Annotated in this window: 29 protein-coding genes; 15 read left to right on the forward strand and 14 right to left on the reverse strand. The window is 65.4% G+C overall.

What is annotated here, in order from left to right:
* Positions 1-192: 192 nt before the first annotated feature.
* The gene (locus ACQR1F_RS05920; RefSeq protein ID WP_434912670.1) at positions 193-441 is read left to right on the forward strand and encodes a hypothetical protein; all 249 of its coding nucleotides are present in this window, start codon (positions 193-195) and stop codon (positions 439-441) included.
* 67 nt (positions 442-508) lie between these two features.
* Here the strand turns inward: ACQR1F_RS05920 and ACQR1F_RS05925 are convergent, their stop codons facing one another.
* Together ACQR1F_RS05925 and ACQR1F_RS05930 are read right to left on the reverse strand one after the other, a co-directional pair.
* Positions 509-1,099 (reverse strand): NADPH-dependent FMN reductase, encoded by a 591-nt coding sequence (locus ACQR1F_RS05925; RefSeq protein WP_315800224.1) that lies wholly within the window; start codon positions 1,097-1,099, stop codon positions 509-511.
* A 129-nt stretch (positions 1,100-1,228) separates the two neighbouring features.
* Positions 1,229-1,465, reverse strand: a complete 237-nt coding sequence (locus ACQR1F_RS05930; RefSeq protein ID WP_315712310.1) for a hypothetical protein — start codon at positions 1,463-1,465, stop codon at positions 1,229-1,231.
* Positions 1,466-1,828: 363 nt separating this feature from the next.
* Here ACQR1F_RS05930 and ACQR1F_RS05935 point away from each other — a divergent pair, with 363 nt between their 5' ends.
* Entirely contained in the window at positions 1,829-2,302 is a 474-nt protein-coding gene (locus ACQR1F_RS05935; protein ID WP_434883166.1) for a hypothetical protein, read from the forward strand.
* 1,439 nt (positions 2,303-3,741) lie between these two features.
* Here the strand turns inward: ACQR1F_RS05935 and ACQR1F_RS05940 are convergent.
* Both ACQR1F_RS05940 and ACQR1F_RS05945 read right to left on the reverse strand, forming a co-directional pair.
* Positions 3,742-3,999, reverse strand: a complete 258-nt coding sequence (locus ACQR1F_RS05940) for a hypothetical protein (protein WP_315800226.1) — start codon at positions 3,997-3,999, stop codon at positions 3,742-3,744.
* A gap of 66 nt (positions 4,000-4,065) precedes the next feature.
* Positions 4,066-5,106 carry a DUF2778 domain-containing protein gene (locus tag ACQR1F_RS05945; protein WP_315800442.1) on the reverse strand — a complete coding sequence of 347 codons (1,041 nt, stop codon included), beginning with the start codon at positions 5,104-5,106 and terminating at the stop codon, positions 4,066-4,068.
* Between the two features lie 226 nt (positions 5,107-5,332).
* Here ACQR1F_RS05945 and ACQR1F_RS05950 point away from each other — a divergent pair, with 226 nt between their 5' ends.
* The 3 genes from ACQR1F_RS05950 to ACQR1F_RS05960 all read left to right on the forward strand — a co-directional run bounded on the left by ACQR1F_RS05950 (position 5,333) and on the right by ACQR1F_RS05960 (position 8,471).
* On the forward strand, positions 5,333-5,767 hold the full coding sequence (locus tag ACQR1F_RS05950; RefSeq protein WP_434912671.1) for a DUF1810 domain-containing protein: 435 nt from the start codon (positions 5,333-5,335) through the stop codon (positions 5,765-5,767).
* Positions 5,768-5,930: 163 nt separating this feature from the next.
* Positions 5,931-6,176 (forward strand): hypothetical protein, encoded by a 246-nt coding sequence (locus ACQR1F_RS05955; protein WP_008961253.1) that lies wholly within the window; start codon positions 5,931-5,933, stop codon positions 6,174-6,176.
* Positions 6,177-6,374: 198 nt separating this feature from the next.
* A complete protein-coding gene (locus ACQR1F_RS05960; RefSeq protein ID WP_434912672.1) occupies positions 6,375-8,471 on the forward strand; it encodes a PAS domain-containing protein in 2,097 nt (698 codons plus the stop codon).
* Between the two features lie 29 nt (positions 8,472-8,500).
* On the opposite strand, the gene ACQR1F_RS05965 is transcribed toward ACQR1F_RS05960, so the two are convergent.
* The 3 genes from ACQR1F_RS05965 to ACQR1F_RS05975 all read right to left on the reverse strand — a co-directional run bounded on the left by ACQR1F_RS05965 (position 8,501) and on the right by ACQR1F_RS05975 (position 11,906).
* Positions 8,501-10,123, reverse strand: coding sequence for an ABC-F family ATP-binding cassette domain-containing protein (locus tag ACQR1F_RS05965; protein WP_315800229.1), 1,623 nt, complete (start codon positions 10,121-10,123; stop codon positions 8,501-8,503).
* A gap of 105 nt (positions 10,124-10,228) precedes the next feature.
* On the reverse strand, positions 10,229-10,687 hold the full coding sequence (locus tag ACQR1F_RS05970; protein ID WP_315800230.1) for a hypothetical protein: 459 nt from the start codon (positions 10,685-10,687) through the stop codon (positions 10,229-10,231).
* A gap of 184 nt (positions 10,688-10,871) precedes the next feature.
* Positions 10,872-11,906: a glutamine synthetase beta-grasp domain-containing protein gene (locus ACQR1F_RS05975; protein WP_315712320.1), complete on the reverse strand. Its 1,035-nt coding sequence runs from the start codon at positions 11,904-11,906 to the stop codon at positions 10,872-10,874.
* 544 nt (positions 11,907-12,450) lie between these two features.
* Here ACQR1F_RS05975 and ACQR1F_RS05980 point away from each other — a divergent pair.
* Together ACQR1F_RS05980 and ACQR1F_RS05985 are read left to right on the forward strand one after the other, a co-directional pair.
* Entirely contained in the window at positions 12,451-12,645 is a 195-nt protein-coding gene (locus ACQR1F_RS05980) for a DUF2735 domain-containing protein (protein WP_315800231.1), read from the forward strand.
* A gap of 234 nt (positions 12,646-12,879) precedes the next feature.
* The gene (locus tag ACQR1F_RS05985) at positions 12,880-13,623 is read left to right on the forward strand and encodes a tyrosine-protein phosphatase (protein ID WP_316180848.1); all 744 of its coding nucleotides are present in this window, start codon (positions 12,880-12,882) and stop codon (positions 13,621-13,623) included.
* A gap of 31 nt (positions 13,624-13,654) precedes the next feature.
* On the opposite strand, the gene ACQR1F_RS05990 is transcribed toward ACQR1F_RS05985, so the two are convergent.
* Positions 13,655-13,873 carry a hypothetical protein gene (locus ACQR1F_RS05990; protein WP_012044361.1) on the reverse strand — a complete coding sequence of 73 codons (219 nt, stop codon included), beginning with the start codon at positions 13,871-13,873 and terminating at the stop codon, positions 13,655-13,657.
* Positions 13,874-13,964: 91 nt separating this feature from the next.
* Positions 13,965-14,723: an SGNH/GDSL hydrolase family protein gene (locus ACQR1F_RS05995; RefSeq protein ID WP_434840034.1), complete on the reverse strand. Its 759-nt coding sequence runs from the start codon at positions 14,721-14,723 to the stop codon at positions 13,965-13,967.
* Between the two features lie 71 nt (positions 14,724-14,794).
* Between ACQR1F_RS05995 and ACQR1F_RS06000 the strand changes: the two genes are divergently transcribed.
* The 3 genes from ACQR1F_RS06000 to ACQR1F_RS06010 all read left to right on the forward strand — a co-directional run bounded on the left by ACQR1F_RS06000 (position 14,795) and on the right by ACQR1F_RS06010 (position 16,652).
* The gene (locus ACQR1F_RS06000) at positions 14,795-15,475 is read left to right on the forward strand and encodes an SDR family oxidoreductase (RefSeq protein WP_316236615.1); all 681 of its coding nucleotides are present in this window, start codon (positions 14,795-14,797) and stop codon (positions 15,473-15,475) included.
* Positions 15,476-15,570: 95 nt separating this feature from the next.
* Positions 15,571-16,269, forward strand: coding sequence for a DUF2161 domain-containing phosphodiesterase (locus ACQR1F_RS06005; protein ID WP_434840033.1), 699 nt, complete (start codon positions 15,571-15,573; stop codon positions 16,267-16,269).
* 77 nt (positions 16,270-16,346) lie between these two features.
* Positions 16,347-16,652 (forward strand): hypothetical protein, encoded by a 306-nt coding sequence (locus ACQR1F_RS06010; RefSeq protein ID WP_172109527.1) that lies wholly within the window; start codon positions 16,347-16,349, stop codon positions 16,650-16,652.
* 95 nt (positions 16,653-16,747) lie between these two features.
* Here ACQR1F_RS06010 and ACQR1F_RS06015 read toward each other — a convergent pair whose 3' ends face one another.
* From ACQR1F_RS06015 to ACQR1F_RS06025, 3 genes are all read right to left on the reverse strand, one after another.
* Complete coding sequence (locus ACQR1F_RS06015; protein WP_316236716.1) at positions 16,748-17,371, reverse strand: GNAT family N-acetyltransferase; 624 nt, start codon at positions 17,369-17,371, stop codon at positions 16,748-16,750.
* A gap of 161 nt (positions 17,372-17,532) precedes the next feature.
* Positions 17,533-17,931, reverse strand: coding sequence for a PaaI family thioesterase (locus tag ACQR1F_RS06020; RefSeq protein ID WP_315800237.1), 399 nt, complete (start codon positions 17,929-17,931; stop codon positions 17,533-17,535).
* A 120-nt stretch (positions 17,932-18,051) separates the two neighbouring features.
* Positions 18,052-19,332, reverse strand: coding sequence for an ArgE/DapE family deacylase (locus ACQR1F_RS06025; RefSeq protein ID WP_434840032.1), 1,281 nt, complete (start codon positions 19,330-19,332; stop codon positions 18,052-18,054).
* A gap of 144 nt (positions 19,333-19,476) precedes the next feature.
* Between ACQR1F_RS06025 and ACQR1F_RS06030 the strand changes: the two genes are divergently transcribed.
* The 3 genes from ACQR1F_RS06030 to ACQR1F_RS06040 all read left to right on the forward strand — a co-directional run bounded on the left by ACQR1F_RS06030 (position 19,477) and on the right by ACQR1F_RS06040 (position 21,364).
* Positions 19,477-19,629: a hypothetical protein gene (locus ACQR1F_RS06030; protein ID WP_315800239.1), complete on the forward strand. Its 153-nt coding sequence runs from the start codon at positions 19,477-19,479 to the stop codon at positions 19,627-19,629.
* On the forward strand, positions 19,629-19,898 hold the full coding sequence (locus ACQR1F_RS06035) for a DUF6719 family protein (RefSeq protein WP_315800240.1): 270 nt from the start codon (positions 19,629-19,631) through the stop codon (positions 19,896-19,898). Before ACQR1F_RS06030 ends, ACQR1F_RS06035 begins: the two co-directional genes overlap by 1 nt.
* A gap of 119 nt (positions 19,899-20,017) precedes the next feature.
* On the forward strand, positions 20,018-21,364 hold the full coding sequence (locus tag ACQR1F_RS06040) for an HlyD family type I secretion periplasmic adaptor subunit (protein ID WP_434840031.1): 1,347 nt from the start codon (positions 20,018-20,020) through the stop codon (positions 21,362-21,364).
* A gap of 11 nt (positions 21,365-21,375) precedes the next feature.
* Here the strand turns inward: ACQR1F_RS06040 and ACQR1F_RS06045 are convergent, their stop codons facing one another.
* On the reverse strand, positions 21,376-23,100 hold the full coding sequence (locus ACQR1F_RS06045) for an adenylate/guanylate cyclase domain-containing protein (protein WP_434840030.1): 1,725 nt from the start codon (positions 23,098-23,100) through the stop codon (positions 21,376-21,378).
* Positions 23,101-23,236: 136 nt separating this feature from the next.
* On the opposite strand from ACQR1F_RS06045, the gene ACQR1F_RS06050 reads away from it, so the two are divergent.
* Both ACQR1F_RS06050 and ACQR1F_RS06055 read left to right on the forward strand, forming a co-directional pair.
* Positions 23,237-24,958 (forward strand): type I secretion system permease/ATPase, encoded by a 1,722-nt coding sequence (locus ACQR1F_RS06050; protein ID WP_434840029.1) that lies wholly within the window; start codon positions 23,237-23,239, stop codon positions 24,956-24,958.
* 39 nt (positions 24,959-24,997) lie between these two features.
* Positions 24,998-25,771, forward strand: a complete 774-nt coding sequence (locus tag ACQR1F_RS06055) for a hypothetical protein (RefSeq protein ID WP_434840028.1) — start codon at positions 24,998-25,000, stop codon at positions 25,769-25,771.
* Positions 25,772-25,824: 53 nt separating this feature from the next.
* Here the strand turns inward: ACQR1F_RS06055 and ACQR1F_RS06060 are convergent, their stop codons facing one another.
* On the reverse strand, positions 25,825-26,187 hold the full coding sequence (locus ACQR1F_RS06060) for a hypothetical protein (protein WP_316181020.1): 363 nt from the start codon (positions 26,185-26,187) through the stop codon (positions 25,825-25,827).
* Positions 26,188-26,496 lie beyond the last annotated feature (309 nt).

The raw sequence follows: 26,496 nt of genomic DNA on the forward strand, positions 1-26,496 counted from the left end.
GCTCTTACCGTCAGCATGGGCGCAACGCCAGCCTTGAGAAAGCCACGCTCGCCGGACCGCGCATTTGCCTTAACGCCGCAGGCGACGTCGCAAGCGATCCTTAAGCGTCCTGCGACGACAGGCGGGATTTGCCTCAAAGTTTCCACAATTCGACTTTGAATCGGGGGTGCTTCGAGCAGGAGAACCCCCAAGATGCGGATCAGCCAAATGATCTACGTCGGTTCGCTGGCAGCCCTCGTCGCGACGGCCGCCCCCGCACTGGCGAAAAGCTCCCAGGCATCCAAGCCGGATGATCAGGCCACGTCGTCCCTGCCGTGCCGCGCCTACCAGCAGGCCGCGGACGGGAGCTGGATGGAGCGGCCCTGTCAGGGGCAGAGCGCAAGCGCCCCGGCGCGTCAGCGCGCGGTCACCAACGGGACCGGCAGCGCGGAACAACGTTAGCGGACTTGGAGCGGACTTGGCGCAAGAGCCGGAGCGCTTGCGCTCCGGCCTGCGCTGATGCCCGCACTCAGTAGGGTGGCGCCCTGCGCGCCCGCTGCTCCCTGCCCGCCTCGACCCACCACAAGAGATCGTCGGCAAAGCGCGGAAACGCGTGCTCGAGCGATTGGCCGGAATCGCCGGTCGGCTTGCCGTCGGCGGACAGCGCCTGACCGATCGGGCCGACGGCAAGCGTGCTCGACACCACCACCATGCCCATCTCCGACAACGTGCCGTGCCACGCCGTGGCGGCCCGTGCCCCGGAGAGGCGGCCGGCGGAATAGCTCGCGATCGCCGCCGGACGCCAGAACCATTCCTCGAGAAAGTGGTCGGTGAGGTTCTTCAGTCCCGGCTGCATGCCCCAGTTGTATTCGCCAGTGACGAACACGAAGCCGTCGGCGGCACGGATCTTGGCCGCAAGCTCGGCCATGGCTGCTGGCGCCTGGCCGGGCGGATATTCCTTGTACATGCGGTCGAGCATCGGCAGGCCGACCGCCTTGGCGTCGATCAGCTCGACGACCTGATCCCTGGCGCGCAACCCGTCCACGACGAATTGCGCGAGCCGGATGCCCATCCGGTCGGATCGATAGGAGCCGTAGAGGACGAGGATGCGGAAGCTCATGGCGGGTCAACTCCTGGCCGTACGATCCGCGCCAAGCTAACACGCCGTCATGTCATCGAGGTAGTTCTGGTCACGCCGCAGATCGAAGGACCGGCGGCGCGTGGCTGGCGGAAACGAGGCGTGGCACGCTCAGCGCGTCACGGTGGCCGAAGCGGAGCGTTCCGATGGCCGGCCGAACACGCTGCGGCAACCGTCGCTGAGGCTGGCGCGCTGCTTCATCATGCAGGCAATGATGCGGTCGCGATCGGGAATCTCCGACGAGCACAGCCGGAAGACGTCGCCCGTGCACAGCCGCCGCTGGTCGTCCTCCGTGAAGGCATGGCCCGCGCGCGGGCTGGCGACCATCGCCAGCGCAAGCCCCGCCATTGCCACATTCCAATTCCGCATCCTGAACAGATGAGTTCGCATCGCCGTCCCCAATTCGCCCGCTGTTTGTCCGGTTCACCCGCTGCCTTCGCTGATGTCGCGAAGCAGTTGCCGCCGCAGAATCAAATGATGACACGTCGCGGCGCGCCTTCAACAAGCGCTCTCGGTCCTGCACCACAATTTTGCGGCCTGTTGCATCTTCGACTCCCCTTGGCCGGCCGGAACCTGTGAGACGCCGCCAAATTGTCATTAGGCGAACGCAATCCGGCCCAGCCGCGCTCACACTCTCACGGCGTAGTGGCGGCGTCCTGATGGTGCTTCGGACCATCACGTGTCCCGAGTTCAGGTGTGGGAGTCAGGTTCATGGCGTACACGATGGTGGCTGAGCGGGAGCAGCAGACGATCCGCAAGCAGCGCGAAAGCGCCCTCATCGTTCTCGCCAACGCACAGGTGATGGAGGCTGAAGGCTGGCAGGTCGTCATCACCGACGAGGACGGCAACAGCCTGCCGCTCGCCGAGTTCGAAGCCGGCCTGTCGCAGAAATTTTCGTCCTGGTACAAGGCCAAGCAGCGGCCGGTGGTGCCCACCACCATCCCCGCCCCCAACCTGTTCGCGACGCCGGCCAATGATGACGCCGAGCCGGAGGCCGTCGTGGCCGCCGCACTCGCCGCCGAGCAGGTCGAGACGGCCGAGGTCGAGACGGCAGAAGTCCAGGAGGCTGCGGTCCCGGAGATCGCCGAGGACGATTTCGAAACGGCCGAGACCGCCAACGCTCCGGCGGCCGAGAAGGCCGAGCGCGAGGAGATCGCGCTCGACGCCGCCGAGATGGCCAACTGATCCGGCCGCCGCGCCGCAACATCGGCGGGCTTCAGTCGCCGCCGTCGTAGAACCCCTCCAGCGGCAGCTCGATCTGGGCCTTGGCCCTGCCGATGCACTCCCGCGCAATGGCGTTGGACGGCCCCACGCGTGCATCGCGGCATGCACGCGAAGGCCATCCCCGGTCGCTTCGCGTGGCGCGCATCGAGCGTGCTTCAGCCTGCCTTCGCTTCCTCGCGCGATCAGCGTGCGCCGGGCAACTAACAAACATGTTCACGCCGCGGCTCTCGGCCGAACAACGATCATCGGAACGACGCGAACGCCTGCCCGCCGGGCAAATCAAGGCGCATGTCCATCTGGTGGCGTCACCTCCGGGGCTTGAATCGGCAACAACGGCGGTGCGCGCGGAAACGATTTTCCGCAGGCCCATCAAGCTGATTTGGCCTGTCCAGTCCCTTCGTCGAAAATATTCTGCTTTTCCTAAATCGAATTCAGTGCTTTTGTCGCGCCATCTCCCGCTCGCAGGAGGGGCGGTTCGCGGTCGTCACGGACGTGGAGCGGGAGGAGCGGTGAACGCGATGGCAGCGCAGCGCATCTTTGCGCCGACGAACGCTGGTGTCGCGTACGGTCAAGTCGCGTGGTCCTGGCATCCCGACGCTGATGCCCCCGCGGTGGCGCGCCCAAAGCGCGTCATCGTGCACGGTGACCAGAACGCCCGGCGCACCGGGGAGCGCGCGAAGCAGCCGTTAAGATCATCGCGCGGGGAATGCCGGTTGCCCGGCTGAACCTGTGGTGACTGCCGCCTGCTTTTTTTCTGCAGGCGGGCCATGGGTTGCGGCCAGCATCCCGGCATTCCCCGCGCCCTCTTTTTATGGAGAGGGCAAGACGGACGGATCCCTCGGGCGCGGAGCGTCGCGAGAGCGCGAGCGCATGCGTGAACATCTCGAAGTCTGCGAAAAGGTGAGGTCATGAGCGGAGCAGCGCTTCCACAGACTCACCGTCATTCCTGGGCGCGCGCAGCGCGAGCCTGGCATCCATACTCACAGGCAGGAATGATTGAGCGAGATGGAGCGGCCAACATGCCTCACACGGCCGCTCGTGGTTATGGATGCCGGGCTCGCGCTGCACGCGCCCCTGCATGACGATGAGGCGAGATGGTGCTTCTCCCACCGCTGTCATGCCCCGCCCCCGCGTCTCGCCTTCGGCGAGCCCGAGGACAGGCTCCGGCGGGGCATCCGGTGCGCCGCGGCCCCTCGCGCAATCACGACGGCCTCGGCGTGCTGGATCGCCCGGTCCCGTCTTCGCCTGTCGGCTTCGACGCGGCAACGAGCGCCAGGGCGCGCCGCAGCTTTAACGGAGGCGGCAAGCCGGGCGATGACACCAAGTGTGAAGGGGCGGACAGTGACGCGAGCAACACGCGCGGCATGGCCCGACACGGCAGCCGTCTCGGACCAGGTTTCTCACAACAGCTTCGCGCTCACGAACAGCGTGCGCACCGCCGTGGTGGCCTGGACCGTCATGATCGCGTTGTCGGCCGCGGCCTGCAGCGCGGCCATGGCCTGGTCGTGCAGCGACTTGAACTCCATCCACTCGACGGCGTTGAGGCTGGTGAGGAACTGATGGGCCTGCCCGACCGTCGAAATCACGACCGGCTTGCCGTTCACCTTGATGTTGAAGGTGGTACGCAGACGCGTTTCCGAGTTTGCGGGATCAATCATGGGGACCTTCCGGAAGATGCGACGGGCGTCACCGCCGAGGTCGCGCCGAGGCCCAGCAACAAAACGTCACTCGGTCTTTTGCGCGGTCCGCGTCGGGGTGCCAGCCTCGAGCCCGACGACGACAACGAGTCGGTTGAACTCGCCATCATCATACGCCTTCAGGAAGCGATCGTAATTCTTGATCGAGACGCAGCCGTTCGAATCACCCTCCGGCCCCAGCATATAGGGGTGGGTCAGCAATCCGCTCCGGCCGAGGGTCGATCCCTCCACCACGTTCATGCGCAGGGCGCGCACGCCGTGAAACGGCTTTTCGCGCGGCTTCAGGTCATAGGTGGCGGGCGGGGTCGCGCCGACCATGCGCTGATTGACGTGCTCGGGGTCGTCGCGCAGGCTGCCCATGCCGGAATGGGCCTCGAGCCCGATGCCCGACGGCAGATACACCATCTTGGCCTTGATGTCGTAGACGGCGGTCTTGTCGTAGCCGAGCGCACCGAGATCGATCCCGGAGCGCACGATGCCGCTATCCGGGCCGAGCGAGGCGAACTTGGTCGGGCTCGGCAACAGGTCGGACAGCTTCTGCAGGATGGAGCGATCGTCGACGCGTCCGACGGCTTCAGGCGCACTGGCCGAAACCAGACTGGTCGGCAGGTTGGCGACGGACGGCCGCGGTCGCGGCAGCGGCACGCCCGGTGCGGGCATCGTGACGGTATTGCCCTCCGTCAACATCGGCCGCCAATCGCTGTTGCTGGGGTCGCGTGCGCCCGAATCGCGCGCTTCCATGCCCTTCACCAGCGCGGCCCGGGCATCGAGCAGTTGGCGGTCGATCGCGCCGCGAAGGGCGAAACGGTCGAGCGCGCGAACCGCGTCTTTTTCCGAATACGCCGTGGCCGAGGCGGAGGCCGGCGCGAAACGTGTTTCGAAGGTCATGGACGGCGCGGCGGCCGGAATCGCCGCGCTCGCAAGGGGCGTCTCATCGCTGTTGGCTCCGACCCATGCGGCCGCGCCCGCTGCGACCGCAAGTGCTGCAAGCACGAGTGCGATCGCTTCGGAGCGCCCGAAGCGGCCTTGCGACAACAGAACGTCTACGCTTGCTTCACTGGAAGCCATCACGTCCCCGATATACCCCCCTTTTCGGACCACCCGGGAAAGGTGCCCGACCCCAAGGGGTACGATTCGACCCGTCATGACATAGGATGGCAAGAGTGCGGCATAATCTAGACAAACGCCAGCCCGGAGTGATGGGGAATGGACCGGGATCCAAGCCTCGCAGGGCCGCACCGCGACGGTCCCAGAAAGCCGATTACATCGATGAATCAGCCGGTTGGAGGAATGGATGAACGCCGAATGGGATGATCTCGGCCGATTTGCCGACGCACAAAGTTCGATTTATTCACGGGTGACCGCCGAACTTGCGGCCGGCGCCAAGCAAAGCCACTGGATGTGGTTCATCTTTCCCCAGGTCGAGGGGCTCGGCAGCTCCGCCATGGCGCAGCGTTACGCGATCCGCTCCCGCGCCGAGGCCGAGGCCTATCTGGCGCATCCCCTGCTCGGCCCGCGACTCGTCGAATGCACCCGACTGGTGCTCGCGGTGCAAGGCAAGTCGCTGCGCGACATTCTGGGTGTGCCGGACGATGCCAAATTCCGCTCGTGCATGACGCTGTTCGATTCGATCAGCCCGAATGGGATCTTCGCGCAGGCGCTCGATCGCTATTGCGACGCGGTGCGGGATCGCCAGACGTTGGCGTTTCTGCAGCGCGGCATGGGATGACCACTCGCTGCAAAGCGCGTCGCGTCCGCGTCATCGGTAGCATGCTGATGAGTTCGCCGGCCGACCCGGCCGGATTTCGGGTGATAGGCCGAACAGGAAACTTGATCACGCCAAGATTTGCGGCTCCCATCCGCCGCATTGTTTGTCCCAAGGAGACACACTCATGAAGAAGTTGTTCCTGATTGCCGCGCTCGCGACCTTCGCCGCCGGCTCCGCCTTCGCCGAGGATAGCTGCGAGACCAAGGCCGTCGGCAAGGACGGCAAGGCACTGGCCGGTGCCGCCAAGACCTCTTTCATGAAGAAGTGCATGGCCGAGACGTGTGAAACCAAGGCGGTCGGCTCCGACGGCAAGAAGCTCGCCGGCGCCGCCAAGACCAGCTTCATGAAGAAATGCGAGGCCGGCGGCTGACCGGACGCCGGGCTGGACGACATCTGGGCCCCGCCATGGGTGGGCGGGGCCGCTCGATGATCGTCGGGTTCCATCGGCAGCGGCCTGACGGACGATCGTTGACATGTTATGACGTCAAGCGATCTCCACATCGAGCTGCATAGGCCCTTCAATGTTCTCCGCTTTGCCTGCCCCGCCTCCTCATCTGCGCGAGGCGGCGTGAGTCCCTCAGAGATCGATGCGCTCCGGCAGCGGCTGCGGGAGCTCGAAAGCGAAAATGCCCGTCTTCAGGCCCTGTTCGCCGCCGATGCCGGCAAGCGCGCGCGCGCCGAGACCGCCCTGGCGGAGAGCGAGGAGCGGTACCGGACGCTGTTCAACTCGATCGATGAAGGCTTCTGCATCATCGAGTTCTTCGACGGCCCGCACGGCCCGCTGAGCGACTACATCCATGTCGAGGCCAACCCGGCCTACGCGCTGCATGCGGGCATTCCGAACGTGGTCGGACAGAAGGTGCGGGAGATGGTGCCGGGCGAGGCCGACGGCTGGGTCGAGCTCTATGGCGGCGTGCTGCGCACCGGCGAGCCGATCCGGTTCGAGCGCGAGCTGGTCGCCACCGGACGTTATCTCGAGCTCGCGGCGTTCCGGGTGGAGCCGGCCGAACGTCGACAGGTCGCGGTGCTGTTCCAGGACATCACCGCGCGCAAGCGCGCCGAGGCCGCACTACAGGAGATCAACGACACGCTGGAGGCCCGCGTGGTCGCCGCGCTCGCCGAGCGCAAGCTGCTCGCCGACATCGTCGAAGGCACCAACGCCTTCGTGCAGGTGGTCGATACGCAATACCGCCTGATCGCGATCAACGGCGCAGCCGTGCAGGAGTTTGGACGTGTCTTCGGCCTCCAGCCCAAGATCGGCGACGACATGCTGGAGCTGTTCAAGGATCTACCGGAGCATCGGGCGGCGGTTCGCGCGGTATGGTCCCGCGCGCTGGCTGGCGAGGAGTTCGTCGCGGTCGAGGAATTCGGCGATCCCGGCCGCGACCGCCGCTTCTACGAAATGCGCTTCTCGGTGCTGCGCGACGCCGCGGGCCGACAGATCGGCGCCTATCAGTTCGCCTATGACGTCACCGACCGGCTGCGCGAACAGACCCGGCTGCACGAGGCCGAGGAGGCGTTGCGGCAGTCGCAGAAGATGGAAGCCGTCGGACAGCTCACCGGCGGCATCGCCCATGATTTCAACAATCTGCTGACCGGCATCCTGGGCTCGCTCGAGATGCTGCAGACCCGCCTGCGCCAGGGCCGCTTTGCCGATGTGGACCGTTACGTCGCGGCCGCCCAGGGCGCCTCGAAGCGCGCCGCCGCGCTGACCCATCGCCTGCTCGCCTTCTCGCGCCGGCAGACGCTCGATCCCAAGCCGACCGATGTCAACCGGCTCGTCATGGGCATGGAGGAGCTGGTTCGCCGCACCGTCGGCCCGCAGATCGCGCTCGAGGTCGTGACGGCCGGAGGGCTCTGGCCGGCACTGATCGATTCGTCGCAGCTCGAAAGCGCACTGCTCAACCTCTGCATCAATGCCCGCGACGCGATGCCCGAGGGCGGCCGGATCACGATCGAGACCGCCAACAAATGGCTGGACGACCGCGCCGCGCGTGAGCGCGACCTGCCGCCCGGCCAATATATCTCGCTGTGCGTGACCGATACCGGCACCGGCATGACGCCCGACGTGATCGAGCACGCCTTCGATCCGTTCTTCACCACCAAGCCAATCGGCCAGGGCACCGGCCTCGGCCTATCGATGGTCTACGGCTTCGTCCGGCAGTCCGGCGGACAGGTGCGGATCTATTCCGAGCTCGGTCAGGGCACCACGATGTGTCTCTATTTCCCGCGGCATTATGCCGGCGCCGTTGAGGCCGCCGATCCCGCGCGCGGCGGCGCGGCGCCGTCTTCCCGCACCGGCCAGACCATCCTCGTTGTCGACGACGAGCCGACGGTGCGCATGGTGGTGATGGAGGTGCTCGACGAGTGCGGCTACGCGGTGGTCGAAGCCAAGGACGGACCGACCGGCCTTGCGGCGCTGCAATCAGACGCGCGCATCGATCTCCTGATCACCGATGTCGGTCTGCCCGGCGGCATGAACGGCCGCCAGCTGGCCGATGCGGCGCGCGCGACGCGGCCGGATCTCAAGGTGCTGTTCATCACCGGCTACGCCGAGAACGCGATCCTGAGCAGCGGCCAGCTCGCGCCGGGGATGCAGGTGCTGACCAAGCCGTTCGACGTCGAGGCGCTGGCCGCCCGCGTCGGCGAGATGGTGGAGAGCTGAATGCGTGATCGCCGCCGTCTTGCCCTCGATCAGCCGCGCAGGCCCGGCGCTTCGTGGCCGCTGCGCGCGACATACTCGGTGTAGCCGCCGCCATACTGGTGCAGGCCGTCGGGCGTCAGCTCCAGCACGCGGTTGGAGAGCGCGGCGAGGAAATGACGATCGTGCGAGACGAACAGCATGGTCCCCTCGAAGTTCGACAGGGCCGCGATCAGCATTTCCTTGGTCGCCATGTCCAGATGGTTGGTCGGCTCGTCCAGCACCAGGAAGTTCGGCGGATCGTAGAGCATCTTGGCCATCACGAGCCGTGCCTTCTCGCCCCCCGACAGCACCCGACATCTTTTCTCGACGTCGTCGCCGGAGAAGCCGAAGCAGCCCGCCAGTGCCCGCAACGAGCCTTGACCGGCTTGCGGAAACGAATGCTCGAGCGACTCGAACACCGTCTCGTCGCCGTCGAGCAGGTCCATCGCATGCTGCGCGAAGTAGCCCATCTTGACGCTGCCGCCGATCGTCACCGAGCCGTCATCGGGCTCCGCGCTACCGGCGACGAGCTTCAACAGGGTCGACTTGCCGGCGCCATTGACGCCCATCACGCACCAGCGCTCGCGGCGCCGGATCATGAAGTCCAGCCCGTCGTAGATGCGGCGGCTGCCATAGCTCTTCGACACCTTCTTCAGCGCCACCACGTCCTCGCCCGAGCGCGGCGCCGGCAGGAAGTCGAACGCGACGGTCTGGCGCCGCTTCGGCGGCTCGACCCGCTCGATCTTGTCGAGCTTCTTGACCCGGCTCTGCACCTGCGCCGCATGCGAGGCCCGCGCCTTGAACCGCTCGATGAACTTGATCTCCTTGGCGAGCATCGCCTGTTGGCGCTCATATTGCGCCTGCTGCTGCTTCTCGTTCAGCGCCCGCTGCTGCTCGTAGAAATCGTAGTCGCCGGAATAGGTCGTGAGCTGGCCGGCGTCGATCTCGATCACCTTGTTGATGATGCGGTTGATGAATTCGCGGTCGTGCGAGGTCATCAGCAGCGCGCCCTCGTAACCTTTCAGGAAATGCTCCAGCCAGATCAGGCTCTCGAGATCGAGGTGGTTGGACGGCTCGTCGAGCAGCATCACGTCGGGACGCATCAGGAGGATGCGCGCCAGAGCGACGCGCATCTTCCAGCCGCCAGACAACAGGCCGACATCCTTGTCCATCATCTCCTCGGAGAAGCCGAGGCCGGCCAGTGCCTCGCGGGCCCGGCTGTCGAGCGCATAGCCGTCCAGCTCCTCGAACCGCGCCAGCACCTCGCCATAGCGCGCGATGATGTCGTCCATCTCGTCGGCGCGGTCCGGATCGGCCATCGCGGCCTCGAGCTCCTTGAGCTCGGCGGCGACCGACGACACCGGCCCAGCCCCATCCATGACCTCAGCCACGGCACTGCGGCCGGACATCTCACCGACATCCTGGTTGAAATAGCCGATCGAGACGCCGCGATCGATCGAGACCTGCCCCTCGTCGGGCTGCTCGCGGCCCGAGATCATCCGGAACAGCGTCGTCTTGCCGGCCCCGTTCGGACCGACCAGGCCGATCTTCTCGCCACGCTGGAGGGCGGCGGAGGCTTCGATGAAGAGAATCTGGTGGCCGACTTGCTTGCTGACGTTATCGAGGCGGATCATGAGGTCTCAGGACATGGACAGGTTGCCGCCGCTCTTAGTCGATGCGCGCCGCCGGTGGAAGGCGCAATTTAGGCGCCCTCCGCCGCTCTGTCCGCCCCATCCCGGTCAGCGGCCCTGAGGCCGAAAATCCTGGTTGCCGAACGGCTTGTCGGTCGGAATGCGGATCGCGACGTAGCCGCGATCCATGGTCGCGTGGCAGGCGTTGCATCCCGACGTCAGCTCGGTCACGGCGGAGGCGAAGCGCTTGCCATCCTTGGCGGCGATGGCGTCCGAGATCGACTGAATCGGCTGGCCCAGCGTGGTGACGTTGTCCACCGGCAGTCCCGAATAGAACACCGCGGCGTCGGTCAGGCTCTGCCTCAGTTGCGCGAGCTCATAGGACGCGAGATCCCAGTTCTTGGCCTGTCCCGCGAACCACAGTTTCGCATGCCTGACTTGGATCAGATTCATGATGTCGCCGAGCCGCGGCAGATATTGTTCTGCATTGGACTGCGACTGTGCCGCCGCCAGGGAGATGGCCGAACAGGCGATCAGAACGCCTGAAACCCACTTGCGATAATTCATTCGACGCCCCGCTTCCATAAACCGCTTCCAGAAAGACATACCGCTGCGATCGGAGACGGACTTGCGATTGATCAAGGCGGCGCCTCCCCGATCACGCCAGCCCGCCAAACGAATGATCCGCCGAAGCGGCTGCTCCGGCGGATCATCATGTCAGCCCCGGCCCCGGGGTAATGTGTTCAGCGTCTTAGGCTGCGGCTTTCGCGCCGGTCGGAACCATCGCGATCGTCTTCAGGACCTGAGACGCGATCTGGTAGGGGTCGCCCTGGGAGTTCGGACGGCGGTCTTCCAGATAGCCCTTATAGGCGTTGTTCACGAAGGAATGCGGCACGCGGATCGAGGCGCCACGGTCGGCCACACCCCAGCTGAAGGTGTCGATCGAAGCGGTCTCGTGCTTGCCGGTCAGGCGCATGTGGTTGTCCGGACCATACACGGCGATGTGGTCGGCGCGCGCCTCCTTGAAGGCGTCCATCAGCTTCTCGAAGTACTCCTTGCCGCCGACCTCGCGCATATACTTGGTCGAGAAGTTGCAGTGCATGCCCGAACCGTTCCAATCGGTGTCGCCGAGCGGCTTGCAGTGGAACTCGATGTCGATGCCGTACTTCTCGGTCAGGCGCAGCATGAGGTAGCGGGCCATCCACATCTGGTCGGCAGCCGTGCGCGAGCCCTTGCCGAACACCTGGAATTCCCACTGGCCCTTCGCCACCTCGGCGTTGATGCCTTCGTGGTTGATGCCGGCCGCGAGGCAGAGGTCGAGATGCTCTTCGACGATCTTGCGGGCGACGTCGCCGACGTTCTTGAAGCCGACGCCGGTGTAATACGGACCCTGCGGAGCCGGATAGCCGTATTCCGGGAAGCCGAGCGGACGGCCGTCCTTGTAGAAGAAGTACTCCTGCTCGAAACCGAACCACGCGTCCGGATCGTCCAGGATGGTGGCGCGGGCGTTCGACGGATGCGGGGTCTTGCCGTCCGGCATCATCACTTCGCACATCACCAGCACACCATTGGTGCGGGCGGCGTCGGGATACACGGCGACCGGCTTCAACACGCAGTCGGAGCTATGGCCTTCGGCCTGCATCGTCGACGAGCCGTCGAAGCCCCAAAGGGGCAGCTGTTCCAGGGTCGGAAACGAGGAAAATTCCTTGATCTGTGTCTTGCCGCGCAAATTCGGCACCGGCTTGTAGCCGTCGAGCCAGATGTACTCGAGCTTGTACTTCGTCATTGAGCCTCTCTGTCTTATCGAAAGGTGGGAGCCCAGCAATCGAAGGCTCCCCGCTTACCCGGCCACGATCGGCCAGCGCACTCTTAAGCATGGAACGTGCCAAGTCCCGCGACGTCCCGTCGCATGGACGAAGGCCAATCAGGGCGGAGCTGGCGCTGGTTTTTGCACGTCAGGGGTGCGGCAAAGCAGCGCGACCGGGATTGCACGGAACGCATGGCGGAAATCAGAAGCTGGTCAAAACCCGCTTGATTCCGTGGCATTTGCGGCGATGCGCAAAAACGTCCGAACAAGCTCTCAGCAAGTCCGGGACATTTTTGAAAAGACCTGAGCCTCTTTCCGCAACCTTTGGTCCAGCCCAAGTGTTGGTCAGCTGCACGTTGCTGCGGAGGAAGCAAAGACAGAAATGCCCGCAAAACGCGCAACATGTGATTTGATTTTGGTCACGTTGCATTCCCTCCGGGCAGAGCCGATATCGAGACCGCTAACCACAAGAGAACGAGTCGGGCGCAGCATGACGTGTGGCCCGATGGAAGGAGACTGAGGAATGGACACTAACGTGCACGAGGGGTCCGCAAGGATCTATCAATTTCCGCGCGGAGGGCGGGCAGGTCTTGCGCCTCGCCAATCCGCGGCATCGCCGGCGCGGCCGATCGCGCCCTCGATCCAGCCGACGATCTACAGCGGCAGCTGGTATCACGACGAGGCGATCCAGGAAGCCAAGCCGGCGTGGGACCGCTGATGTCCGACTGTACCGTGCCGCTCACGCGCCTTTGCTGAAGGGTCGGACCGACAAGGTTCCGGCCCTTTTTCTTGCCCGCTGTCAACCATGTCTACTGCTGGCGGTCACCGACGGGCTCGACGTGGCGGGTGCATACGTTCCGCCGTCCTGAGCCGCTTCATGCTCTCCCCTGCCTTGCCGTCGCGCAGGCGAAACGATGCTTCACATCAAGCCCGCATTCCCTAGAATGCGTTCATGCCCGCCCATCCGCTCCGCCATCTCGGACTTCACGGTGCCAGCAACTTCAGAGATCTCGGCGGATATCCCAGCAGGGATGGCCGGCACGTGCGATGGCGGCAGCTGTTTCGGTCGAACCATCTCGGTCAGTTGACGGAGCCCGACCTCGCGGTCCTGCGGGAGCTCGGCATTCGCGCAGCGTTCGATTTCCGCGGTCGCGACGAGCGCGCGGCCGGCCTCTGCACGATCGCCGAGATCGCCGTGCATTCCGTGCCGATCGAGCCGAGCGTCCTGCCGGCGCTGCGGGCCCTGGCGACAGGAGGACAGCTCACAACCGACCACGCCTTGGAGCTGATGCGCGAGTCCTACCGCAACTACATCCGCAGCTACACGCCGCGCTTCCGCGCGCTGTTCGAACATGTTCTCAACGGGAATGCGCCGTTGGTGATCCATTGTACGGCCGGCAAGGATCGCACCGGTGTCGCCTGTGCACTGGTCCTGCACGCGCTCGACGTTCCGGATGACGTGATCCTGGAAGACTACCTGCTCACGAACCAGCTCTATCGTCGCGAGACTGCAGCTCACGCGGATCTTCCCGCTGATGTCGTCCAGGCGATCGGGACGGTCCAGGCCTCGTTCCTCGCCGCTGCGTTCGACGCCATGCGTGATGATTTCGGCGACGTCGACACCTACCTGCGCGACGGTCTCGGCATCGACGGCGCTGCACGAAAGACGTTACAGGCGCGCTATCTCACGCTGTGAGCCAGGGCGGCGCGAATACGCTTGAGCCCGATCAGGCCGCTTCGATATCGGCTGTCTCGGCGGCTTCCATCGCGTCGAGATCGGCAATCACCTCCTCGAATGCGGAAATCGCCTGTTGAACCGCCGCGATCTGCATCAATTCCCAGCCCGTCACCGGACCTGCACGGTTCTGCAAGGCGACCACCAGATCCCGCCGCTGCTCCTTCAGTTGCACCAGCGGCAAACCGTGGTCCGGCAGATGTCTCATCATGTCAAAGCTCCAACGCCCCTCAAGCGGCATAGCGACAGGCTAGCGGGCGGCGCTGGCAATCCACTTACGAAAGTCCGACTAATTTTATCGATCAGGCCGGCACGACCGGCACCGTCATGATGGCGCTGGCCAAAACGTCGCTGATCTTCGCGGTGGCGGCCTCGCTCACATGCAAGCGGTCACCGTGCCCGTCGTCGAGCGCCGACAACGGAATCTGACCAGCCTCATGCCAGCTCTTCATCAAATTCCAGCGCCTGAAGAGATTGACGTTGGCTGCAGACGTGACCTTCTCGATCCGTCGCTGAATGTCCTCGGCACGCGCCAGCCTGTTCGGCACCGTCACGATCGCCGCCGTATATTGCAGGTCCATCACGATGGCGTCGATGGCCAGCCCCGCCAGCCATCGAAGGCCGACGCGCAGCGCCGCCTCGACCTCATCGGGACTGTAGACCTCGGGCCTGTAGGCGGCGTTGGTGCCGACCTGCCAGATGACCAGCGACGGCTGCTCCGCAATCACGTCGCATTCGAAGCGCGAGAGCTCCTCCGGGGATTCCTGTCCGCCCACACCCCGATTGAGGACGTCGATCAGGCAGCCGAAATTGGTCTTGCGCAGCGACTGCTCGATCCGGGCCGGGAAAGCGACAATTCCGTTGGTGCCGGCGGTGGAAGATGAGCCAAGCGCCACGATCCGGGTCTTGCGCTGCGCATCCAGACTCTGCCTGAACTGTCTGATCGGACGAGTAAAACTGGTGGCGACGTCGGGAAATTCGAGAGAGTCTTTCGCCGTCATGGTCACCTCTGACGAACCACGCTTTCTGATTGCAATTGCATGCCCCGGCCGTCCGGCCATTGCAACTCATCGGCAGGGCCATAGTATAACAAGCGGCGCTGTGGGGCGCGTCAACGGAGACCAGGGACGGAATGAACGGAGCAGTGATTGTCATTACGGGTGCGCAAGGGGCGCTCGGACGCAGCGTGGCCGATCTCGCGCTCGCACGGGGCGCGCATGTGGCCGGGATCGATCATGCCCAGGCCGAGATCCCGGCGAGTGACGACCGCATTGAGCTCGGAGGCGTCGACCTCTCCGACCCCGGGCAGGCAAAGGTCGCGATCGACTCCGTCGCCGCCCACTTCGGCACTCTGGATGCGCTGATCAACATCGCCGGCGCGTTCGCGTTCGAGACCACGGCCGACGGCGACGATTCCGTCTGGGAGACGATGCATGCGCGAAACCTGATGACCGCGCTGCACGCCTCGCGCGCGGCGATCCCGCATCTCGTCCGCTCCAGCACGGGCCGCATCGTCAACATCGGCGCCATGGGCGCGCTCCAGGCCGGTGCCGGCATGGGCCCCTATGCTGCGTCCAAATCGGGCGTGCATCGCCTGACGGAAGCGCTCGCGGCCGAATGGAAGGGCAAGATCACCGTCAACGCCGTTTTGCCGTCGACGATCGATACGCCGGCCAACCGCGCCAGCATGCCCAAGGCCGATTTCGACAAATGGGTGACGCCGCAGGAACTCGCGGAGGTCATTCTGTTTCTCGCCAGCGACGCCGCGAGCGGCGTGACCGGCGCACTGATACCGGTTGTCGGCCGGGTGTAGCGAAGCCAGCCGGTCACCCCGACTTGGCGCTGACATCACCGGACTCGGCGGGCTAGACTCGCGCGCGCTCTGAGTCGCACACATCGGGCAGTCCCTTGGAAACCGCGCTCTACCTTCCCGTCAAACGCTTCCTCGAAAACCTCGGCTTCTCGGTCAAAGGGGAAATCGGCGGTTGCGACGTGGTGGCGCTCAGGGGCGACGACCCGCCGGTGGTCGTCGTCTGCGAGCTGAAGCAGGTCTTCAACCTGGAACTGCTGCTGCAGGCGGTTGATCGGGCTGGGGCCTGCGATGAGGTCTGGGTCGCCGCAAATCTGTCGGCACGTGGCAAGGGTCGTGAAAGCGACTCCCGCTACCGCAATCTGTGCCGCCGGCTCGGCTTCGGCATGCTGGCCGTGACTTCAGCCGGAGACATCGAAGTGCTGGTGCAGCCGCCCACCACCGCGCCGCGCAAGAACCCCAAGAAGCGGTCGCGTCTCGTGATCGAGCATCAGCGACGCAAGGGCGACCCCGTCGCTGGCGGCTCGACCCGGGCTCCCATCATGACGGCCTATCGGCAGCAGGCGCTGGCCTGCGCCTCGGCGCTCTCGGGCGGGCCGAAGCGCGTCCGCGACCTCCGCGCGGAGATTCCGGATGCGCCGAAGATTCTGCAGCGTAACGTCTACGGCTGGTTCGACCGCGCCGAGCGCGGTGTCTATGTCCTCACAAAAGCCGGCCTCGCGGCCTTGCGCCGCTGGCCCCAGGATATCCACATGACGCAGGTACCGTTGCCCAATCGCGACATGGTGAACGCATAGCTGGGCTGCCCCGCGGAATATATATTGCAATGCAACAATCCTGCTTCTAGGTATCCCGGACGATTTACGAGGCCCCCATGAGCGAAGATTGGAACACCAAGTACGGTCCGCGTCGCGTCAGGCGTGATCCCCCGACTCTGGAGGAAGCGATCTTCGCCGCGTCAGGCATCACCGACGACGTGCAGGCCCAGGCCGAGATCGCGTCGGCGCTGATGGGTCTGCCGCTTGAGCAGGTGCTGCCCGAGGTGAAGAAGGCAGTTCGCGTTGCCGCGCGCACCAACACGCGCGTCATCACGGCCGACCAGGGCACGCAGCAGCGTGCCGTCGTGGTCGAGCGCCGCACCGTGCGCCGCTTCAATTTCGACAAGCGCACCGGCACCTGAACGCCTTCCGGGGCGCATCGGCCAATGCAATCAAACGAAAAGGCGCGGCAGCGGTGATCGCTGTCGCGCCTTTGTCATCGCAGCAACGGCTCCGCTCAGGCCGCGCGCTTGTCGCCGTACATCCGGGTCACGAGCTTCCAGCAGGCCCGGTTGAGGGTGAAGAACGCACGCGCGGCCGCGATCGGCGCATCGATCACGAGCTTCGCCAGTTCATCCTGAGGCTGCTCGCTCAGATCGATCGTACCGGTCGATTCGCCGTGACGGAACGCCAGATGCGCGCCGAATTTGGCCGCGAGCGCCCGCATCGCATGGTTCTGCGATCCGGTCGTGACACGAAGCTTGCGATAGCCCTTCCACCGCGCCTCCGAGATCACGCGCTGGAACAGCAGGCTGCCGACCCCGCGGCGGCGCACGCAAGCCTCCACGCTGAACGCAATCTCCGGAAGCCCGTCCTCGGACTGCTCCGGCGGATGCAACTCGGCGGCGCCGCGCACCATGCCGTTTTCCATGTAGGCGACGACGATCGTGCCATCGGCCGCACAGCGGGCGGCATAGCGTTCGATGAAACTGTCATCGAGGAAGCCGTTGAATCGATCGTGCCGGCTTTCCGCATCGAGCCGCAACAGATGATCGCGCAGCAACGGCAGTTCTTCGTGCTGGCTGAGCGTCCGCACATAGCCGAAGCCCGGCCGGGGACGAAAAGTATCTACCTGTGACACTGCCTGAGACTCCTCTCGAGAGCCCTCGCATACAGACGTCTTTCCCTAGACAGAAGCTATATTGTGCATCGCAACATTCATTGCAAGCCCCGCGCTCTACGGAGAGAACATGCGGCCATGCAAGGATCGCGTGAGTTAACAATTCGTTTGTGTACGAATCATCACAGCACGAGCTGAGTCTGGGTCACGATCGCGACCAGGCGCCCGTCCTCGGTCTCCACCCGCGTCTGCCATACCTGAGTGCGGCGGCCGCGGTGCACGGGCGTGGCGGTTGCGGTCACCACGGTCCCCTCCTTGGCGCCGCCGATGAAGTTGGTCTTGCTCTCGATGGTTGTGGTGCCCTTGGCATCCTGCGGCAGGTTGATCACGGTCGCAGCCGCGCCGACGGAATCAGCGAGCGCCATCACGGCGCCGCCGTGGATGGTGTGATGCAGGGTGCACAGATCCGGCCGCACCAGCATCTGCGCCACGACGCGATCGGCGCTGGCCTCGGTGAAGGTGACGCCCTTCAAGTCCGCGAACGGCATCTTCATCGCATTGATCTTGTCCAGCGGCGTCATACCGTTCCGATCCTTGCGCACGGACGACACGTCTCCCCGTGCCTTCACCGCACCCTGGATGCGCCGAGCCCAGACCGCGCGGCAATGACCTCCGAGGTCATTGCCGCGACGGCCTTGCGCTCACGCCTTCTCGACTCCACACCACTCGGCGATGAACAAGGCCATGGTCTTGGTCGCCTGGCGTAGCGAGTCGAGATCGACATATTCGTTAAAGCCGTGCATCGCCGCGCCGGTCGCGCCGAAGCAGAGGCTGGGGATGTTGTAGTTGAGCCCGTAGAAGCGGGTATCCGTGAGCGCCGTGAAGACGAGGTCCTGCACCTCCCCGCCGTAGACGGCGGTGAAGGCCTTGCCGAACGCCGCCTCCGGCTCAGCCGAATTGGTCAACTCGTATCCTTCGGACAGGAATCCGGACCACTCGACCACCGGCGGATTGTTGGAGAGGAAGCGGTGATCGCGCGAAGCCGCGGCGACGCAGGCGAGAATCTCGTTCTGGCAGTCCTTGACCGACCAGCCCGGCAGGATGGCGATGCGGCAATCGACGTCGCACCAGGCCGGCACGCTCGAGGCCCAGTCGCCGCCTTTGATGATGCCCGGATTGAAGTTGATCGGATGATTGAGCGTCTTGAAATGATGGTCGCTCTTGGCGCGCTCGTTCCAGTCCGCTTCGAGCTTCTCCAGCGCATGGATCAGATGATAGCTCGCCTGGATCGCATTGGCGCCGACGCCGGCTTCGAACACATGCGCGGGAAAGCCGCGCACCTTGAGGCGGAACCAGATCACGCCAACCTGAGAGCGCACCATCTTGCCGCTGGTCGGCTCGGGGATGAAGCAGGCATCCGCGCGGTAGCCGCGCTGCAAGGTCGACAGTGCGCCGACGCCGGTGCTCTCCTCCTCGATCACGGACTGGACATGAATGCGCGCCGTCGGCTTGAAGCCGGCCGCCTTGATGGCATCGAGCGCATAGAGTGCGCCGATCGTCCCGGACTTCATGTCGCAGGCGCCGCGGCCATACATTCGTCCGTCGCGGATCACCGGCGAGAACGGCGGCGTCTCCCACATCTCGAGCGGGCCGGCGGGTACCACGTCGCAATGCCCCTGCAAGATCAGCGATCGCCCGGCCGACGTGGCCGGCCGGTAGGTTCCAACCACGCTGCGCGCCTTCGAGAAGTCGTGCTCGATCGGGCCGTAGCCGCGCATGTCCTTCAGATCGTCGAGATCGATGTGCCAGTCGTCGACCTCGTAGCCGCGCACACGCAGGAGATCGCCGAACATGTCCTGGCACGGCCCTTCGGCGCCGCGGGTCGAGGGGATGGCGACGAAGTCGCTCGTGGTCGCAAGCTGCCGGTCGAAGTGGGCATCGACGGCGTCGACGATGCGCTGCGTAGTGTCCTGGGTGATCATGCCTGTCGCGGTTCCAATTGCCGATGACCGCACCAAATCACAATCTGATGCATAGTTGCACCGGATTCGCCGCTGCTTTCAGAATCGCAAGGCCGCTCGTACATTCGCGCATACGAACGACGGTAACATACTTTGGATTTTGGCATGTCGGACCACCGCAATATCCTCTATTTCCTCCTCGGCATTCTCAGCGCGGCGATCATCGTGCTCGGCTACAATTTATATCAGGCCAAGAAGCAGCCCGAGGGTGTCCAGATCAATCTCGGGCCCAAAGGCCTGAAGATCGAAGGGAAGTGATGCGTTCTCAAATCTTCGCGTTCGCGGACGTCGCAGCCTGCCCTCTCGGCGTCCTCGGTATCTTGCTCTTGGTTGCCGCACCCGCACAGGCGCAATATGTCGGGCGCGAGCAGGACATCACGGATCTCCGGCTCGGCCAGCGGGTGCTGGTCGATGACGGCACCTGCCCCGCCGGCCAGGTGAAGGAGGTCTTGGGCTCCAAGATGGCCGAAACCGGCATTGTCCGCACCACGAAATGCGTGCCGCGGTTCGGGCCGAAAAGGAAGTAGCTGATCTCGTTCGATTGGGCCGTCATACATAGCCGGCCTCCGGCACGTGACCTTCCGCACAGTCCTGAATCTGTGCATCGACGATGCTCCTGCCCCACGGACAATCTCGGGGACGCAGCATGTCGATGTCAGCGGTGCAGGATCACGGCTTCTTCGAAGCGGCCGACCGGCCGCAGCCGGTCAAGGCCGATTTCAGCCGCTACGCCCTGCTCGGCTATCTGTCGATTGCGCTGGTGTTCGGCGGCTTCGGCGTGTGGGCGGCCTATGCGCCGCTCGATCGTGCGGCGATCGCACCGGGCACCGTGTCCGTCTCCGGCGATCACAAGGTGGTTCAGCACCGTGAGGGCGGAATCATCAGGGAGATTCTGGCCAAGGAAACTCACGCCGTGCATCGCGGCGACCTGCTGTTTCGGCTGCAGCCGACCGAGGCCCAGGCCAACACCGACCTCCTGCGCAAGCAGATGGACGCGGCGCTGGCCGAGGAGGCGCGCCTCCTCGCCGAGCGCGGCAATGCGCGGATGATCACGTTTCCCGACGCGCTGCTCAACCGCCAGAACGTGCCGGAGGCGGCGCTTGCCATCGCCGACCAGCAGCGGTTGTTCGTCGAGCGTCGCAATGGCCTGATCAGCCAGATCAACATCCTCAACTCGCAGATCGCCCAGCAGCAGCAGGAGCTCGCCGGCCGCGACCGCCAGCGCGCAGCGCTCTCCGCGCAGCTCGCGAGCTTCGAGACGCAGATGAACAATGTGCGCCCGGCCGTCGCCGCAGGCTATTATCCGCGCAACAAGTTCCTTGAGCTGGAACGCGAGCGCGCCCGCGTCGAAGGCGATCTCGGTCAGGCGCAGGCCGACGTCGCGCGGCTGACGCAGACGGCCGCGCAGACGCGCCTGCAGATCGATCAGACGCTGCAGAAATATCTGACCGAGGTCGGCCAGCAGCTCGACGGCACCCGGGCCAAGCTGTCGGACCTGCGCGAGAAGCTGGTCATCGCCGAGGACGTGCTGCGCCGGGTCGACATCCGCGCCGAGCGCGACGGCATCGTCATGAACATGAAGGTCCACACCGTCGGCGCCGTCGTGAAGCCCGGCGATACGCTCGCGGAGATCGTCCCGGTCGGCGAAGGCGTCGACGTGATGGCGCACGTCTCGCCGCGCGACATCGAGAGCGTCGCGATCGGCCAGAGGGCCGAGGTGCGCTTCTCCAATTTCTCCTCGCGCACCACGCCGACGATCTTCGGCAAGGTCTCGAGCGTCTCGGCGGACGCGATGTCCGACGAGGCGAGCAAACAGAGCTACTATTCGGCGCGCGTGGTGATCGACTATTCGACCATCCCGCCCGAGATCGCCGAGAAGATCCTGCCGGGCATGCAGGCCGACGTCATCATCTCCACGGGAGAGCGCACCGTGCTCGAATATCTGGTCGGCCCGCTGCTCAACACGCTCGCCAAGACGTTCCGTGAGAAATGAGCCGAGAGCACCTATGCCGACCGCGCCGGTGGCGTGCCCGCAACGACTGCAAGGTCGCGGGCACGCCGCACGCCGATGGCGTCCAGTTCGCGACCCTGTTCGGGATCGGCAAGCCTCTCACGCATCGCTCCATCCAGATCAACAAGGCCGGCAGCTGTCGCCACGCCCCCGGACATTGCGAGCTGCCAGCCTCTGGTCTCCGCCAATTCAGCCAGAAGCGCCGGCCACTCCGTCCCAAGTCCGAGCACAGCCACCTGCGAGGTGCGTCCAAGGGTCAGTTGCCCGACAACGATGTCGCCAAGGTGAGCACCAATCGCCAGCTCCACGGGCCGACCGATCTCCGCGGCGATCTTTTCGTTGACGCGGTCCATAACCACGTCCATGGCGCCGATCGCCTGCAGCGCATCGCGGCAGCCTTGTTCTGCTCCCTGCTCCTCGCCGAAGACGGCGAGCACGCCGTCGCCGAGGAAACGATCGATGCGCCCGGACCGGGCTTCGATGGCTCCGCCAATGGCGCCGAAGATCTCGTTCATCATGAAGCCGAGGTCGGAGGGCAACCGGTCGCGCGCGATGGTCGCCACCGCGCGGACCCGAACATGAACCAGACACACCGCGCGGCGCTCAGCCTGGAGGCCGTCGACGGCGGGCACCCTCTCCTCTCGTTGGCCGCCGACGAGACGCGTGATCGTCAGCGGCGCCCCAGGGCGGATCTGGCAGGCCAGGCGCACATTCACCGGTGCCGCCAATTCGGCGAGCATGGCACGCTCCGCGTGGCCGGGTGGCGCCAACGTCTCCGCTCCTTCATCGACCCGGACGCGGCAGAGACCGCAGCGGGCGCGGCCGCCGCATTCGGCCTGGAGCGACAGCCCATGACTGCCGACGATCTCCAGCAGCGTCGGACCGACCGCGGCCTGCACCGTCGCGCCGCCCGTGACGGCAACGGCAATCTTCGGCGCTGCGAGCGATGCGACGTGGCGGAACACGATGATCGTCACGCCTGCAACGAGCAGCGCGACGGCCGCGATCTGCGCCGAAACCTGCAGCAGGGCAATCCACTTGGCGTCGAGTTCGCTCGGCCAATGGGTGACCTCGCGCATCTGCTCGGCCATGCCGGGATTGCCGAGCAGCGCGGCGACGGCGCGTCCGGACACCACGAAGCCCATCAGCGCCGCCAACGGCAGCGCGACGGCGAGGACGAACAGCAGCGGCTGCATCACGCGATACCAGCCACGGAATTTCAGCCAATGATGCAGGCCGACACAGCCGTGGATCCAGACCAGCAGCAGCAGCGCGGTCTGAATCCACGCCGCCTTGGGCCACAGCAGCGCCAGCGCATAGAGGTAGCCGTCCTGAACGCCGAACAGAGCATGAGCCATATGGGTCTCGATGACGTGCGGCAGCAACAACAGTGGGATCGCAAATCCGGTGGCGATCTGAACAAGCTCCCACGAGGACAGCCGCCACGTGCCGCGCTCAACCGTCTTGGTGAACGCAAGCACGGCATGCGCGAGCAGTGCCGCCGCCAGCACGATCGTTCCCGGCCACGATCGGGTGACGACCAGTCGCCATTCCTGCACCTCATCCATCGCCTCGAGGCTGAACAGCCCCACCGCATGGTTGAGAAAATGCGTCGCGGCGAACGCAAACAGGACGAGGCCCGACAGGAGCCGGATGTTCTGGGACGTTACGGCAGGCATGAGGTCACTGCGATTCAGGCAAGTGCGAAATCTGAGCACGTCTGATCCATCCGGTAGCGGCTGCAACCGGCCAACTCAAGCGCCGCCAGATCCGCCTCGAGCTATGTGAGGTCAGTCACGGTCGACGACGGGCGCCCAGGCGAAGCTCCCCAGCACCATCGCAAGGGGATCCGACATGACGAGCACCACCCGAAGCCCGCTGGGAACCGCGCTCCGCGCGTGCTTTCCCGCGCTCACCGCGACCTTCGTGCTCAGCCTCTTCATCAATGCGAGCATGCTCGCCTCGCCACTCTACTCCATGCAGGTCTATGACCGCGTGCTCACCAGCCGCAATCTCGGCACGCTGGTCATGCTGACGCTCATCGTCGGTGTTTTCCTCGTGCTGTATGGCGTCCTCGAATTCGCCCGTTCCGGCGTTCTGGCCCGTGCCGGCGTGCAGTTCGAAGGCACGCTGCGCCACCCGCTGTTCGAGACGATGATGAAGGCGGAGCTGTCGCCGCGGCATCGCTTCGGCCAGCAGATCATCCGTGACGCCGAGACCATCCGCGACTGCATCTCCAGCGGCACCGCCGCCATCGCCTGCGATCTGCCGTGGACGCCGGTGTTCGTCGCGCTGTGCTTTCTGCAGCACGCCTATCTCGGAATCCTCTCTTTGCTCGGCGCGACGGTGCTGTTCTCGCTGGCGCTGCTCACCGAATTCTACACCCGCGCCAGCGTCGAGCGCACCAACGCGCTGGCCAACGAGGCCTCGCGCTTCGTCGCGGCGGCGCTGCGCAATGGCGAGGTCGTGCGCGGCCTCGGCATGGGCGACATCGTCATGGACCGCTGGAGTTGCCGTCAGTCGGCGATGGTCGATGCCCACAGCACCCTCGTCGAGCGGGGCGCGGCGATGCATTCCGTGACCAAGTTCGCGCGCATGGCGGTGCAGACCTCGCTGCTGTGCATCGGCGCCTGGCTCGCGATCGAGCAGCAGATCTCGCCCGGCGCGATGATGGCTACGTCGATCATCATGGGCCGCGCGCTGGCGCCGGTCGAGCAGGTCGTCGGGCAGTGGAAGCGCATCATCGCATTCCGCTCCGCCTATCGCCGGCTGGAGGAGCTGTTCCAGGCGCTCCCGGTCACGGCTGCACCGACCGCGCTGCCGACGCCGCGCGGCGACATCGACGTCGAGAACGCCGTGGTGTGGCCGCCGGCGGCCGGCCGTCCCTCGGTCAAGGGCGTCAGCTTTTCGCTCAAGGCCGGCGAGAGTCTCGCGATCGTCGGCGCCTCCGCCAGCGGCAAGTCGAGCATGGCGCGCGCCATGGCCGGGGTCTGGCCGCTGCGCGAAGGTGTGATCCGCATCGACGGCGCCGCCTACAGCCAGTGGGATCAGAACCGGCTGGGCAAGCATATCGGCTATCTGCCGCAGGACATCGAGCTGTTCTCAGGCACCGTCGCCGACAACATCGCCCGGCTTGCGAAGGTCGACGAAGCAGCCGTTGTCGCTGCCGCCAAGGCCGCCGGCGCGCATGAGGTCATCCTGCGCCTGCCCAACGGCTACGACACGCCGATCGGCGAAGGCGGCGTGGCATTGTCCGGCGGCATGCGGCAGCGCGTCGGCCTCGCCCGCGCGCTCTACGGCAATCCGCGGCTCTTGATCCTCGACGAGCCGAACTCGAACCTCGACGAGGACGGCGAGCGGGCGCTGGCGCACGCCCTGGCCCAGGCGAAGACCGCCGGTCGCACCGTGATCGTCGTCACTCACCGTCCGCAGCTGTTGGCGCATGTTGACCGCATCATGGTGATGGCCTTCGGCAAGACGCTGGCATTCGGCCCGCGCGACGAGGTGATCGCCAAGATGCGCGGCCAGCGTGTCGTCATCGCCCACGACCGGGCGACCGCCAGCGCAGCGGCCTGAACGAACCCAGTGCAGATCGCACATCGCAAGGAGCCGGTCATGATCAAGTTCACATCGTCAACGAGGACCCTGCAGCTGGCCTTCGCGACCGCCGTCCTGCTGCCGATCTCGGCTTCGGCGGAGACACCAATGACCGCGCGGCAGATGCTGGCTCACGCGCAAACCCAGGCCCTCAATGTCCCCAGCGATATCAGGAAGCCCGAGTTGGACCGCAGCGAAAAGATCACCAGCGAGGCCGCCTCCGCAGGCAATGCCGCCATCGCCGCCCCGCTTCCGGTCATCGAGCCGCCGGCGGCGATCTCGCCGCCAGCCCCGGCGCTCACCTCACTGGCTGCGCCCGTCCCGGCGCCTGAGGCAGCTTCATCGCAGACGCGTACCAACTCGCTCACGGCCGCCGCGCCCGTTGCTGAAGCTGCCAAGACGTCGAATCCAGTGCTCGCGACATCCCCCGCGGCGGTCACCACCGAAGCACGCCCGATGGCACCAGCCCCGACTCCGCCCGTCACGGCCGCAGCTTCACCGGTGCTGGTCCCCGCGATCGCTGCTGTTGCCGCGCGGCCCCGGTCCGGCCTCCCGGCCGCGGCGGCCACACAGGCCACGGGGACGCAACCGGCCGCTTCGTCGTCCGCCGAAAAGCCTGCTCCTGTACGGCATCAGCCAACCCGTGCCGGCGCGGCAGCGGCCCGTCCTGCACCCAAGCCTGCTGCAAAATCGTCAAGACACAGCGACGAGGATGCCATCAGTACCCGGATCTCACGCATCATGCGCCGGCCGGACGTGCAGTCCCTGATGTCGCAATACGGCCTGGACTGACAACGAGCACCGCCGGACGATCGATGCTGATCGACATCAGGCCCGGCGGCTGATCAGTTGGCCGGATCGAACATGCACTGCAGCGCGGGTTTCGCGATCTTGGTGAACGTGGGACCGATCTCCGCTCGCTTCGGTGCGGGCACCCAATCGGTCTCTATGGTCGGCACGCCGGTCTCACTGATCCCGCGCAGCAGCGCCTCACGCAAGTCGGCATCCTCCACCATCGCGGCCGCATGATCATGCAGGCAGGAGCAGACAGCTTCGGGATGCGTCCACCGGTCGAGCATATGAGGCGCACACAGCCGTACGAACTCGCCGCGCAGATCTGGCAATCGGGTCGTCGTCCGCGCCTCGACGGAGGACCAGAAGAGGCACGACAGCGCGGCAAGCGCCGCAGCATCCAGTCGAAAACACATGGTGGACCGCTGGTTCTTGTTTTTTGTCATGTCATCCACGCGGGCCGGGACGACACGATTCTCATGTCGCTGATGCTTTCATACCCGCTTCACGTTTCAAGCGGTCTGCGGCACGGGCACAAAATGGTTTCATGGCCCCTCCGCTTCGTTTCATCGCGACCACCCGACGACACAGAATACAATCAAAACGAGAGTGACCTAAAGCGCCACCCGCTTTGACCGCGCCAGCGCCATCCAAGGCAACCGTCAATCTGCCGACGGAGAGCTTCTTAACGACCTTGCGTTAATCGTGGCCGGCAGGGCGAACCT

It is taken from the genome of Bradyrhizobium sp. HKCCYLS3013 (assembly GCF_051167615.1).
Classification (GTDB): domain Bacteria; phylum Pseudomonadota; class Alphaproteobacteria; order Rhizobiales; family Xanthobacteraceae; genus Bradyrhizobium.